The sequence below is a fragment of the Flavobacterium fluviale genome, from assembly GCF_003312915.1.
GTDB classification, from domain to species: domain Bacteria; phylum Bacteroidota; class Bacteroidia; order Flavobacteriales; family Flavobacteriaceae; genus Flavobacterium; species Flavobacterium fluviale.
The window spans coordinates 3707975-3721171 of record NZ_CP030261.1 but is presented as its reverse complement, the minus strand read 5'-3'; the positions used below and the strand labels follow the sequence as shown (position 1 = coordinate 3721171).

Below are 13197 nucleotides of genomic sequence, written 5' to 3'. Positions count from 1 at the left end.
TCAAAATGATACCGCACGGCTTTATTCGTTTATATTTCTTTTAACTAGAAAAGTACCTTCTTGGTCATCATGTGGCCATCATCTAATGTTGTTTTAACTAATAAAATTTGAGGCCCTGACTGAATACTTGAAATCTCTAATTCAGATGTTCCGATTTTTGGATTGTTGTACAGCAGTCTTCCTGTAATGTCGAAAACAGAAACCTCTTTTAAAGCTGTCTGGTCAGATTTTAAACTGATGATTTTATCCTTTGATGCAACAGTGATTTTATGTTGAACATTATTAAAATCATCAACACCTAATTTTTTATCTCCTCCATAAGTGATCGAGAAACGATCTTTAAAAACCCCTGATAAAGTTGAAAAAGTATATCCACCGTCTTTTAAATTGTGAATAGTTCCCGTTTCTTTATCATGTAAATAAATATTTTGGGTCACTAACATACCATCTGCGTGATCAATAGCTATAGTCATATTTCCATCGAAGCTTGATCTGTAACCAAGAGGAACTACATCTGATGGGTCAAATGGCAGTGCACGTCCCTGAATTACCAGTTTTTTACCTGCATTTATACTGTAAAAATCTGCAAGCTTATTGGCATCCATTGTGACAGCATCATAATTTATATCCCATCCGTTGGTAGCCCCTGTTATATAGGCAATTAAAATTTGTTTAAAAACACCGTTTGAATTTGTTAGATTGATCCACACCCTGTGACTTTCCACTTGATATGCATTTGTAGTCTTGGGAAGAGTGGTCGCTTCAACAGCTTGATAAGTACTGACTCCCGAATTAGCAGCGAAGTGAGCAGGAATTGGATTAGAAAAAAGAACCGAGTGAATAGGAAAAAGCAGGACAGATGTTAAGAAAAGTTTTTTCATAATACGATAATTTAAATATTAATAAAGAGGTATTCGCTGATACCGTGGTTCTCTAAAATTTTTTAAAATACCATCAATAGAAAAGAAGAACAGAATACAGATTCTGAAACTAGAAATACAATAAATATAGTGATAAGTAGTTTTTTCTCCCTAATGACGATTTTTAATTTATAATTGTTTGTTTTGATCCAAAAGAATAAAAAAGATGTTCTAAAAATAAGTTAGATTTATGTATTACATCGATCTTTTTTACCGTTTGTCGATCATTTATTGGGTTAAGTTAAGAATTTGTTTATAATTTTAAAGCTTATGATTAAACAAAAATATTATTTTAACACTTTTCAGCTCCTTATTGAAAAATTCGATTTAAAAATTCTTAAAAAACAGTCATTTTTCCCTTAATTGACAGCTTGTCCCTTAAAAATATGAATCTTATTTTGTATTAATAATTCTTAAAAAATGATTTAGAATTTATGCCAATAGACTACTATTTTTCTTCTTTAAAATCTACTTCTTGCTTTTAAAGCTTTTAACAAATTTGAGTTACTTTGCCTGATATTTTTTTACACAATTTAATATTTGATTTACAGGTTTTACATCTATGCAAGACATTGAGATTGCTATAAATGATGGTGGAATTATGTAAGTATGTTGGTAATGATAACTTTAACTTTGAAATACTATAAATTCAAATTAAAACATTATGAAAAAGCTTATCATAACAAAATTGGCAGTGCTGTTTTTAGTAACAGCCTTTGTATTTTCATGTAAAAAGAATGAAAATAATTCCGTAGATCCAAATACTGAAAAAGATTCAATGGATATGTCTGTTGACACAATTGGACCGGCTATCGATTCGTCGGCAACTTTAAATTCTGAAGAAAATGGTAAAAATGGAACAACTGGTGCAACTGGAGAAGGAACTACTGGTTCAGGAACCGCAGGATCTACTCAAAAAGGGAATCAAAATGTAAGAACTGATTCTATTAAATAATAATCAACAGCTTATTTAAAAAAAAATCTCTTGACATTGTTGAGAGTTTTTTTATGCGGTTTTGTAACATTTATATACAAGAATTGTCTTTATATTTTGTTAGGTTTACTAACATATTTATTGTTCTTTACAAAAAAGCGCCAAGGTAAAAGGGCATGATCTCCAGCATAATAAACTCCCACGCGCGGCACACTTGCAATTTGTTCATTAGGGTAGCTTATTCCATGATCTTCGACCCAGATTTCGTCTCCTTCCAAATCTTTTTTGTTAAAAGTATTGTCAATTCCAAGCGCTTTTGCTGCAGAACCAGGTCCAGATGATATACGGGAGTTGCCAGCGCTTAAACCGCGCCTGCTTTCTATTATATCTAATCCATCATAAGGTTCAACTGCACGAATTAAAACCGCGTGAGGCTCGCCTTCTGAAGCCGTTACAATATTAAATAAGTAATGAATACCGTAACACAAATACACATAAGAAATACCGCCGTGACTGTAAAGAGTTTCTGTTCTATTAGTTCTTCTTCCTCCATATGCGTGCGATGCCTTGTCGATCGCGCCCATATATGCCTCGGTTTCTACAATAATGCCGGCACTACGTTTTCCATCAATTTGTGTAAATAAAACTTTTCCTAGAAGATCTTTAGCTAAAAATAGTACATCGTGATTTTGATAATAGGAGAACGTCAATTTTTGAGGCTTGGCATTATTTGTATTTTTCATTTCAAGTATTTAGGAAAAGAGCTAATTATAGTAAATATAAAATTCCCTTTAATAATTCGCAAATTTACTTTTTTGCTATTTAGTTAATATTCAGAAAGAAATGGATTATAAAAAATAAATCCTTAAAAGAAGCAAGCTTCCTGTAAGGATTTATATTGAAATTTAATACGAAAATTAATTTTCATCTTCGTCTTCATCTTCTAAGTCTTCTTCATCATCATCATCATCGTCTAAGTCGTCATCTTCCTCTTCAAGGTCATCTTCATTAGTAACAAGATCGTTGTTGAAGTCTGGTTCTGCATTTTCTGTTATAGAATGATCTACCGGTGGTGAATCTATATCAGGATCTTCGTATTGCTGACTGTCATTTTGAAAATACTGGTCTTTCTGACCGTAATTTTCTTTTTCATCTGTACTCATAATAAATAATTATTTTTTAGTGCTGTTTCCTTTTTTGGTATCAGCTGCGGTTTTTTTTGAATCCTCTTTGGAATCCTTCTTAGAATCACTTTTAGCGGCACTTTCTTTTGTATCAGTTTTTTTATCTGATGCCTTTGCACTATTAGTGCTTTTTGATGTGTTTGAACTTTTCATAATATTTATATTTAAATTTGTTATAATGGTAAATGTACAGTTGCTGTATAGTATAATTTTACATGTAAGAGTGGTTTTAATTGTATAATTAACAGTTGATTACGTTGATATTTTTTAAGGAAAGCTGAAATAGTATACGAGCATTCTTATTTTTGAAAATATTTATCTAAAGAATTCCATTAAGTGGTGAATTCTATATTTCTTTTCTTTAAAACTGTTTTGTGATTTAATCAAAGCATTTATATAATGTTGATTAGGGATTCGGTTACAGTTTTCATCCAAATCAAAAATGCCGCACTGAGAATAACTGGTCAAATCATCCCAGTCAGGACGGTCAGTTACAGGGTAAATACAAATTCCGCGTAAATCGACTCCGTTTCTTCTGGCGAGTGCGCATTGTACTGTAATTTCTTCCAGCCATTCTGCACGTCGATCTCCAAAGTGGCCTGTTTCAGTAAGTATTATAGGTTTTTTGTAACGATTGTATGCAGTTTGAAGCAGCTCCGAAAAAGGAACTCTTAACTGCTGATAGTCTGGCCATTCAAAAGATTCTCCGTTTCCACTCCATTGACAGTTCCAGTAGTAATTAAAGCCCAGAATTTCAAGAAAATCCTCAGATCCTCCAAGTTCAGGACATATTCTTCCTGCAATAATATCCATAGCTTGAAACTGTGGTTCATTTAGTTCCTGAACATTCTCATGAATTGTTGTGGCATGAATTTTTACCAGAGGTTCTACCAGAATAATAGTGCATTCAGGATCAGCTTTCTTCAGAACTTTGATGCCCGCAATTGCCGCTTTGCATAAATGATATTTGATATCCCAGCCGCTATTTACTGCAAATGGAACAGTTCCTCTAACGTCTCCAGAATGCCATGCCAAAAAACTGATTTCATTTATCGGAACAACAAATAATTTCTGTTTTGAGTTTTCTTTATAAAAAACCGCAAAAGAATGGCAAAGCTGTTCAAAGCGGGAACAAAAAAGTGGGTGAGTGGGAGATAAATCATCCGGATAGCCAAAATGAATCAAATCCCAAATCTGTTGTATTCCATGTTTTTCTGCTGCCCTGATTCGAGTGAGAACATTAGAAAAATTGTAAAATCCAGAATTTGTATCTACAGAACTCCAGCAGATTCCTTCCCGAACTGTTTTTATGCCAAGTGCCGCTAATGCTTCATAATCTTCATAACAGCGGCTGTCATGCTGGGTTTCTTTTAAAAGATTTACTCTTTTACCAGAGCGGTTAATATGGTCGGCACATTCAAAACCTCCCATAAAAAATGTATTGAAAATATCCATTATACAGCTGTTTTATAAAGAGGTTGATTGTTTTTTTCAAGTTTGTCAAAAAGATCTAATGCATTTTTAAAGGCTTGATCCATATTGAAATATTTATAGTTGGCAAGTCTTCCAACAAAATGTACGTCTATCAGCTTATCTGCTTCTGTTTTATAGCGGGCATAAATTTCCTGATTTCGCGGATTAGGAACGGGGTAATAAGGTTCTCCTTCATCAACCGTAAATTCCTTGACAACTGTAGTTTTTTCTGAAATCTGGTTTCCAAAGTGTTTGTATTCGATTATTCGCGTAAAATCAACTTCGGTTCCGGGATAATTTACAACTGAGTTTTCCTGATAAAATTCGGCATCGATTGTTTCGCTTACAAAATTAATAGAGCGGTATTCGAGCTTTTCCAGCAGACTATGTTTGAATTCAAAGAAACGATCAACGGGTCCTGTATAAAAGAGTTTTTCGTAATTTTTATAATCATCTTTTACATCAAAATAATCGGTTTCTAAAACTACTTTGATGTTTGGATGACTTAGTATATTTTCAAATAATTGAGTGTAACCTCCTTTTGGTAAGGCCTGATGAATGTCTGAAAAGTAACGGTCATCGTAATTATTTCGAACTGGAATTCGTTCTAAAACGGAGGCATCGAGTTCTGCAGGATATTTATCCCATTGTTTTTTGGTATAATGCTTAAACATTTTTTCGTACAAAACAGAACCTACGCGATTTAAAACTGCTTCTTCGCCATTTGCTGGTTTTTCAATAGGTGTGCGGTTTTCTTCCAGCCAGATTTGCATTTCTTCTTCGGTGGAAATATTGATGTCGAACAATTCGTTTACCGTTGTAATATTTACTGGAATTGGTACTGTTTTATCATCCACTCTTGCGATGACTTTGTGTTCCCATAAGTACCAGTCCGAAAACCGATTGACATATTCCCAAACTGCTTCTTCATTAGTATGAAATAAATGCGCTCCGTATTTAGAAACCAATATTTGATTTTGATCAATATAATCGTAGCAGTTCCCCGCAATATGATTTCGTTTTTCTATAATGAGAACTTTTTTTCCGATTGAGGCATAACGTTCCGCCAATACTGCTCCCGAAATTCCTGCGCCTATAATTAAAATGTCGATGTTTTTCATTTTGCAAAAGTTTTAATGATTAGTTTCATTTTTTCAACGGTATTATCCCAAGATGTTTTTTTCAGGATTTTGAAATATTCTAATTCCATCGAAAAACGATCAGTTTTATCCATTAAAAACTGAATAGCATCGCAAAACTCATCTGCAGTTTCTATTAAGCTTACGCAGATGCTGTAATCGCGTACGACATCTATAATTTTAGTAGAAATGATCGGTTTTCCAGCAGCCATATATTCTAAAGTTTTAGTAGGACTGATGTATTTTGTGGCATCGTTTAGCGCAAATGGCATCATGGCAATATCAAATGCTTTAAGGTAATGAGGTAATTCATTATAAGATTTCATTCCTAAATAATGAATGTTGGCTTCTTTAGGAAGATCTGCTTCTTCGATTTTAGCCAAAGGTCCAATCATTACAAAAGAAACATTGGGCAGTTTTTGAGCTGTTTCATGAAGTAATTCTAAATCGATTCTTTCATCAATTACACCATAATAGCCAACAATTGGCGAAGGCAGATTCGAAATATCAGCAGCTACAGTAATTCCGTTTAGGGCTTTCGCAAAATGCTGTTCATCGACAGAACTTGGAAAGCAATAAACTTTACTGTGAAATTGTTTTTTTGATTCGTACAATGATTTACCGCCAGTGAAGATAATATCGGCAGTGGCCATTAAATACTTTTCCTGATCAATTAAATGGACGGGCGCTCCTTTGAATAAAGAAAGTTCATCCATACAATCATAAACGATAGTATCAAAATCAAAAGATTCTAACAAGGGACAAAAAGAGGCTGAGTAAAACCATCCAGCAGCGACATTTTTATTTTTTACATAAACTGGGATAATACCTGCAATTGCCTCAATATCCTTTACATTTGGCTGTAAAACATGCAGCATCTCATTCACAATAATTAAATTTCCCGTGTGACTAAGAGAGGCTTCATAAAGAGGTTCTTCGATAAGTAAGATCTTCATAGTTTCGGCCATACGGCTGATAATATGCTGCGGACGCTGATATACAAACTGCCATCTTAAATGACAAAATACAATCATGTCATAATATTGGGCTTCGTGCTGTAAATGACTTATTTTTAAATCATTATTTATTTTTGTTTTTTTTAAATTGCTCATCATGTGGGTGAATTAAGTAAGTTATTTTCTTTTATGAATTGTTAGTGTTTCAATAAAAGATAAAATGATTGAAGCAAATGTATTGGGGAAGTATGTCTCGTATTTATATACAGAACCATTAGCGTTACATAATTCACAGTCAGCTGTTTAGTTTGCTGATGATCCAAAAAAAAACATCTGCACGTTGTACAGATGTTTTAGGGAAATTGAAAAGAAGTTAAGATATTTGAAGAAGTTTATTCGGCAGCTACAATATTTACTGCATTTAAAGCTACGTCATTCAATACGCAGTCTGCTTCTTTTTCTTCTGCAAGGGTTTGTGTTAACAATTTTGCGGCATCGTTTTCTCCTAGTGTCTTCGCAAAAGCCACTAAGGTTCCGTATGTTGCAATTTCGTAATGTTCTATTTTTTGTGACGCGGCGATTATTCCGGCATCTCTAACAGCTCCAGGAGTAGTTTCTAAAAGAATACTGTCTCCTTCCTTAAGAAGTCCTGCCATTGCTTCGCATTTTTTACCTTCGGCTTTTTCGCCTACAAGATCAAAAACTTGCTCTAATCTTTTTACTTGATTTTGTGTTACATCAAGATGTTCTAATATAGCACTCGCAAGTCCAGGAGCAGTAGCATTGTCGGCCATTTTTGGCAGGGCACCTACTAGTGCATTTTCTGCCCAGTAAATGTCTTTAAGACTGTCAATAAAAAGTTCTTTCAATTCTGTTGCAGCGTCAGAGGCTGGTTCAACAAAATTTTTATCGTTTTTTACGTTCTTGTTTTCTATAGGTTTTTCTGAGTTTTTCATGTGTTTTTTCTTTGATATTAATTGTATAAGTTTGGTTCACGCTGCCAAAAACGGTGTTTTGTCATAGCAGTGATAAAATCTTGAGCAAATCCTTCAGTTGCTGCTTCGCTTGTTAAAATAATTCCCTCATCGTCATTTGTAATTTTAGATGCAAATGGAGCACTGCTAAGAATTTCTGAAGCTTCTCCATCTGCTCCAATAACTTTGCAGTGTTTGTATGCATCATTAAGGAACTCGAATAAATCGTCATTTTCTGCTAATGCATTCAATCCTAGTCCGTGTGGAATATAAACAGCGTCAAATAAAACAGATGAAGCAGTTAAAAAACTAAATTCGGCTGCAACAGCGCCATCAGCATCTGTTACAATAGATCCAAGATGAGGTGCAATAATGCATCCTTTGGCATCTTCTTTCTTAAGTGCTCTTTTTATATTCAGCACAGCAGCTTCAGATACACCATCAGAACAAATAATAGCAACTTTTCTTGAAGCAATTGTTGGTGAATTTGTTGGATTAGTAATCATACTTAATGCTTCTGAAGCAGAAACACTTGATTCTATTGTCTGCGGTTCCTGTGATCCGCCTTCGTTTTCCGGAGATACACCTTTGTTAATCGGCGTTTCTAAAATTGGAGGTACTGTAGCTCCAAGTCCTAGTGCTACTTTTTCGGCAAGAGTCGTATCAATTTGAGAAAGTAATCCTAAAACTCTAACTCTAATCGCTGTCGTTTCCACTTTTCCAAGTTCAAAACGCAGCGCTTTTACGATATGACTTTTTTCTTCTGGAGTCTGACTGTTAAAAAACAATTTTGCCTGTCCAAAATGATCATTAAAGCTCTCGCTTCTTTCTCTTACTTTGTGTGCATCAACTCTTTCATTAAAACTTGAAAAACCTCCTTGTTCAATTTGTGCTTGATAAGGACAGCCTCCGCCAAGTGAATTTGGATGATAACTTACACGGCCTTTATTAATTTCCTGACGCATATGTCCATCACGCTGATTATTGTGAACTGGAGCTACGCTTCTGTTAATTGGAATTTCATGAAAGTTTGGACTTCCTAATCTAGAAAGTTGTGTATCCGTATATGAAAAAAGTCTTCCTTGTAAAAGAGGATCATTACTAAAATCTATTCCTGGCACGATATGGCCTGGGTGAAAAGCAATTTGTTCTGTTTCTGCGAAGAAATTATCTGGATTTTTATTCAGAACCATTCGACCGACAATAGTCACGGGAACTAATTCTTCTGGAACCAGTTTTGTTGGGTCAAGAAGATCAAATTCGTATTTATTTTCATCTTCGGCAGGAATTACCTGAACGCCCAATTCCCATTCTGGGAAATTTCCAGTTTCGATGGCTTCCCAAAGGTCTTCTCTATGGAAATCTGGATTTTTTCCTGAAATTTTCTGCGCTTCGTCCCAAGCAACCGCGTGGGTTCCTAATTTAGGTTTCCAGTGAAATTTCACAAAAACCGATTCTTCCTGTTCGTTGATCAGTCTGAAAGTGTGCACACCAAAACCTTCCATCATTCTATAACTTCTAGGAATGGCGCGATCAGACATTACCCACATGATCATGTGCATTGATTCTGGCATTAGTGAAATGAAATCCCAAAATGTATCATGTGCAGATGCTGCTTGGGGTATTTCATTATGAGGTTCTGGTTTTACTGCGTGAATAAGATCGGGAAATTTTGCAGCATCTTGTATAAAGAACACTGGGATGTTATTGGCAACTAAATCATAAATACCTTCTTGAGTATAAAATTTAACCGCGAATCCTCTGGCATCTCTGGCAAGATCTGTCGAGCCTCTTGATCCTGCAACTGTAGAAAATCGTGCAAATACAGGAGTTTTAAGGCCTTTTTCTTTAAGAAAACCTGCTTTAGTTAATTCTGGAATTGGATTGGTTACTTCAAAAAATCCATGTGCCCCTGAACCGCGTGCGTGAACAATTCTTTCTGGAATTCTTTCGTGGTCAAAATGTGTTATTTTTTCCCTTAAAATGAAATCCTCGAGTAGAGATGGTCCTCTTTCCCCGGCTTTCAGCGAGTTGTTATCATCATTAATTCGAAGGCCTTGATCTGTGGTTAGAAATTTGTTAGTGCCATCTGATTTGTTGATCGATAAATCGCGTTGTTTTTCGTCTTGAAAATTTTTCATAAAATATCTTATTAGTTAAATACTTTGAATTTTTTTGAAAAATCATAACTTTCACCTGCAGATTAACAGCTAGTTAAAAGTTGTGATTTTTCTTTCATTCAAAAGTAGATTATACTAATGCGACGTTTTTATATGATTACACTATATAGTTCTACAATTACCAGTATTTCAGATAGATAAAAAGAAATATATTGATAAAAATGTATAACAAATAAAAATTTAAAGGTCTAATAAAGGAAGATAAACACTTATTGTAGTTCCCACAGAAGGTTCGCTGGAAACATTTATAAAACCTTTATGATTGGCTGCAATTTTTTGTACAAGAGTTAATCCAAGTCCGCTGCCGTAATGCAGATCGTTGCTGTCTAGTTTGTAGAAAGGCTTGAAAATTAATTTTTCAAAATTTTTATTAAAACCAATTCCGTTGTCACTTACATAGATCTGAATGTACTTCATTTCCGCATCGGCGCCTAATTCAATAACTGCTTCAGATTCAGGATAGCTTATTCCAATTTTAATTTCTGGCGTGGTGCCTTGTCTGGCATATTTTATAGAATTTGCAATTAAATGCGTAAGCAGTAGCTGTATTTGCGGCGCTATAATTTTAATGGTCGGAAGAGGATCATTTGTTATAACAGCTTTATAAGCATTGATAGACGTTTTTAAGTCGCTGAGTATTTTTTTAAGAAGTACATTAAGGTCTGTTTTTTTAAATTCTTTTTTAGAAAAATTAATTTTTGAATAATCTATAAGATCTTCAATAAGCTGGTTCATGTTTACAGCAGAACTTAGTAGCCTTTTTACATTATGTCTTCCGGATTCGGTTAGATTGTTTTCGTTATCCAATACTTTTTTTCCGAACATATATATTTTCCGAATGGGTTCGAGCAGGTTATTACTTGCCGCTTCTGTAAAAGATTCCAATTGTTTGTTGTGCTCTAAAAGTTCTATATTTTTACTTTTTAAAGTTTCACCGCTGTGTTCAAGTTCTGTAACATCTTCAAGGGCGATAAGAATCATGCCGTCTGGAACTGAGTTTGAAATAGGGGAGGCGTTTAAAATCATAATCTGCGGATCGCCGGTATTAGAACGGAATTCTATTTTAAAGTTTTCGACAACTGTACGCTGCGTTACTTTCTTTAAAACATTTTCTTTAAATTGAGGAATATTCCATTGACCGTCAGTGATTTCAAAAATTGAAAAACCTTCTATTTTTTCCTGATGGGTTTTAAAAAATCTATAAAAAGAGGGATTAGCACTTTTGACTATAAAATCTTTATCAATAATAATTAATGGTTCTCGTATGGTATTAACGATTGATTCGTAGAAATTACGCATAGAGGCGAGTTCATCACGGCCATCCTGAAGTTCATTATTGATGCATGATAATTCTTTATTATTGGATTGAAGTTCTTCTGCCGAAGTTTCTAGTTCTTCATTGATAAGCTGCAATTCATCCGTACTGCTTAATAATTCTTCATTGGTGGTTTGGAGTTCTTCAAAATAAATTTGCTGTTCTTCGGTAACTCTTTTAAAATCACCACGCAGCTGTAGTAACTCTCTCTCAAGCTCTTCTGTGCGGCTATTACCCGTGCTGTTTTGTTCTGGTGGCAGAATAGTTTTTTTGCAAAAAATTATCAAGAGCAATTCTAGGTTTGAAGGGAGAAAAATAACTTCAAAAGACGTTAAAAAAGATTGTTTTTTTACGATGATATTTTCTCCAGAAAAGTTTTTTTTCTCATTTCGTGCCTTTAAAATGGCATTTCTTAATTCAAACCCAATCTCATCATAAACCATATTTAGAATATTAAAACTTGGTTTTCCAACAGGAGGCTGTAAAAAAGGACTGGTATCGCCATGAAAATGGACAATTTCTAAATCCTCGTTAATAATTACGGCTGCAGGTGAATACTGTTCTAATAATATATCAGAAGCAATTTTTCTGAAATCTACTTCGTTTTTTGAGAAAGATATATTATTCTTTACTTTACTGGCTGCAATAGTAAAATCAGGACGAAAAGTTTTAGGTTTACTGTCATTATGTTTCCGCTTAAATATTTTTTCCTGTTTTTCTATTACAGTAAACAAATTCTGGACATTGTTTGCCGATTCTGTTTTGCCTAAAAACAAAAATCCGTTGTCTCTAAGCGCGTAATGAAAAGCTTCTAATATTTGATTTTGTAAATGCGAATCAAAGTATATCAATACATTTCGGCACGAGACCAAATCGATTTTGGCAAAAGGCGCATCTTTGGTTAGGTCGTGTATTGCAAAAACACATTTATCGCGTATGTTTTTGTTGACATGATAACCGCTGTCCCTTTTAGTAAAATACTGTTCGATTCTTTCTTCACTTAAGTTTTTTAAATCTTGTAAAGTATAAACGCCTGCACGGGCTTTTGCAATACATTTTTCAGACAAATCGGAAGCAAAAATTTGAATTTTTAGTTCTTGATTATTTGTTTTTCTAAGATACTCGTCAATGCAGATAGCAAGAGAATATGCTTCTTCACCAGTTGAACAGCCGGCACACCATATTCTGAGGTTTTTACTGTCTAAATTTTCAATTAGAGCAGGAAAAACAGTCGAAGACAAATTTTCAAAATACAACTCATCTCTAAAAAAGTATGTTACAGGAATCAGAAAATCATAAAATAAAAGATCTTGTTCTTTAGTATTGATTTTAAGTAAATTCAAGTATTTTTCGATCGTGTCCTGCTTTGTATTTACCATTCTTTTAGCAATACGACGGCGCAGGGTTTGATATTTGTAATGATGGAAGTCGGTGCCTGTTTTTAGAGATACAATTGAAACAATTTCTTTAAAAAGTTCTTGTTCGTTCTCTGCTATTTCTTCTTCAAAATAAGCATGATTGACTAAATAACTGTTTTGTATTTCGAGTAATTGCGAAACAATTTTTTCAGGTTCGGCAAAGTAATCTATAAATTCAGTTGCATTCTTATTTTGGTTTTTATTTGGCAAAACAGCAATTGTCGCACCGCCAAATTCTTTTAATTTTTTAAGTCCTGCAGCTCCGTCTAACGCATTGGAAGAAAGTATAACACCAAAAGCATAAGTACTATAGACATTAGCGAGAGATTCAAAAAATAAGTCAAGGCAATTATTAACTCGGCTGCTTCGGGTACGCGGTTTTAGCTTTAGTAATCCGTTTTCTAAGACTAGAAAATTGTTTTCAGGAATAATATAAATATGGTCGGGCTGTAAATTGATATCATTTACAATTTCAACAACTGGAATTTTAGCATGGGATCCAAGCTTCTCGACTAAGTTTTCAGATTGTGGAAAATACAAATTTTCGATAATCAAATAACTCATTCCAGATACTGCGGGAATTTCGAGAATTATCTTTTTTAAAATCTCAATTTCTGATGCTGCGGTACCAATACCAACAACTGGATATGATTGCGGAGTGTTCTTGTTTTCTATCTCCTTTGTTCTGTTCATGCATTTTAAGT

At 34.2% G+C, this 13197-nt stretch carries 11 protein-coding genes; 1 reads left to right on the top strand and 10 read right to left on the bottom strand.

Translation table 11 applies throughout. The annotated features are described in order from the left end of the window. Positions 1 to 44 precede the first annotated feature (44 nt). The gene (locus HYN86_RS16375; RefSeq protein WP_113679011.1) at positions 45 to 881 is read right to left on the bottom strand and encodes a T9SS sorting signal type C domain-containing protein; all 837 of its coding nucleotides are present in this window, start codon (positions 879 to 881) and stop codon (positions 45 to 47) included. Between the two features lie 703 nt (positions 882 to 1584). Here HYN86_RS16375 and HYN86_RS16370 point away from each other — a divergent pair. Further along, complete coding sequence (locus HYN86_RS16370; protein ID WP_113679010.1) at positions 1585 to 1875, top strand: hypothetical protein; 291 nt, start codon at positions 1585 to 1587, stop codon at positions 1873 to 1875. A gap of 89 nt (positions 1876 to 1964) precedes the next feature. On the opposite strand, the gene HYN86_RS16365 is transcribed toward HYN86_RS16370, so the two are convergent. The 9 genes from HYN86_RS16365 to HYN86_RS16330 form a co-directional block, all read right to left on the bottom strand. Continuing rightward, positions 1965 to 2597: a DNA-3-methyladenine glycosylase gene (locus HYN86_RS16365; protein ID WP_113679009.1), complete on the bottom strand. Its 633-nt coding sequence runs from the start codon at positions 2595 to 2597 to the stop codon at positions 1965 to 1967. Positions 2598 to 2771: 174 nt separating this feature from the next. After that, positions 2772 to 3017: a hypothetical protein gene (locus HYN86_RS16360; protein ID WP_113679008.1), complete on the bottom strand. Its 246-nt coding sequence runs from the start codon at positions 3015 to 3017 to the stop codon at positions 2772 to 2774. Positions 3018 to 3026: 9 nt separating this feature from the next. Continuing rightward, positions 3027 to 3191, bottom strand: coding sequence for a hypothetical protein (locus HYN86_RS21015; protein WP_162789392.1), 165 nt, complete (start codon positions 3189 to 3191; stop codon positions 3027 to 3029). Between the two features lie 162 nt (positions 3192 to 3353). Beyond that, entirely contained in the window at positions 3354 to 4493 is a 1140-nt protein-coding gene (locus tag HYN86_RS16355) for a glycoside hydrolase family protein (RefSeq protein WP_113679007.1), read from the bottom strand. Then, entirely contained in the window at positions 4493 to 5632 is a 1140-nt protein-coding gene (gene glf, locus HYN86_RS16350; RefSeq protein ID WP_113679006.1) for a UDP-galactopyranose mutase, read from the bottom strand. Before glf ends, HYN86_RS16355 begins: the two co-directional genes overlap by 1 nt. Further along, positions 5629 to 6762, bottom strand: a complete 1134-nt coding sequence (locus HYN86_RS16345) for a glycosyltransferase (protein ID WP_230406382.1) — start codon at positions 6760 to 6762, stop codon at positions 5629 to 5631. Before HYN86_RS16345 ends, glf begins: the two co-directional genes overlap by 4 nt. Positions 6763 to 6998: 236 nt before the next feature. Beyond that, positions 6999 to 7562, bottom strand: coding sequence for a YciE/YciF ferroxidase family protein (locus HYN86_RS16340; RefSeq protein ID WP_113679004.1), 564 nt, complete (start codon positions 7560 to 7562; stop codon positions 6999 to 7001). A gap of 17 nt (positions 7563 to 7579) precedes the next feature. Next, positions 7580 to 9721, bottom strand: coding sequence for a catalase (locus HYN86_RS16335; protein WP_113679003.1), 2142 nt, complete (start codon positions 9719 to 9721; stop codon positions 7580 to 7582). A 219-nt stretch (positions 9722 to 9940) separates the two neighbouring features. Beyond that, the gene (locus HYN86_RS16330) at positions 9941 to 13186 is read right to left on the bottom strand and encodes a CheR family methyltransferase (RefSeq protein ID WP_113679002.1); all 3246 of its coding nucleotides are present in this window, start codon (positions 13184 to 13186) and stop codon (positions 9941 to 9943) included. Positions 13187 to 13197 lie beyond the last annotated feature (11 nt).

Excerpts from the sequence above, each read along its gene's own strand:
- HYN86_RS16375 (WP_113679011.1), bottom strand. The coding sequence starts at position 881 with ATGAAAAAACTTTTCTTAACATCTGTCCTGCTTTTTCCTATTCACTCG.
- HYN86_RS16370 (WP_113679010.1), top strand. The coding sequence starts at position 1,585 with ATGAAAAAGCTTATCATAACAAAATTGGCAGTGCTGTTTTTAGTAACA.
- HYN86_RS16365 (WP_113679009.1), bottom strand. The coding sequence starts at position 2,597 with ATGAAAAATACAAATAATGCCAAGCCTCAAAAATTGACGTTCTCCTAT.
- HYN86_RS16360 (WP_113679008.1), bottom strand. The coding sequence starts at position 3,017 with ATGAGTACAGATGAAAAAGAAAATTACGGTCAGAAAGACCAGTATTTT.
- HYN86_RS21015 (WP_162789392.1), bottom strand. The coding sequence starts at position 3,191 with ATGAAAAGTTCAAACACATCAAAAAGCACTAATAGTGCAAAGGCATCA.
- HYN86_RS16355 (WP_113679007.1), bottom strand. The coding sequence starts at position 4,493 with ATGGATATTTTCAATACATTTTTTATGGGAGGTTTTGAATGTGCCGAC.
- glf (WP_113679006.1), bottom strand. The coding sequence starts at position 5,632 with ATGAAAAACATCGACATTTTAATTATAGGCGCAGGAATTTCGGGAGCA.
- HYN86_RS16345 (WP_230406382.1), bottom strand. The coding sequence starts at position 6,762 with ATGAGCAATTTAAAAAAAACAAAAATAAATAATGATTTAAAAATAAGT.
- HYN86_RS16340 (WP_113679004.1), bottom strand. The coding sequence starts at position 7,562 with ATGAAAAACTCAGAAAAACCTATAGAAAACAAGAACGTAAAAAACGAT.
- HYN86_RS16335 (WP_113679003.1), bottom strand. The coding sequence starts at position 9,721 with ATGAAAAATTTTCAAGACGAAAAACAACGCGATTTATCGATCAACAAA.
- HYN86_RS16330 (WP_113679002.1), bottom strand. The coding sequence starts at position 13,186 with ATGAACAGAACAAAGGAGATAGAAAACAAGAACACTCCGCAATCATAT.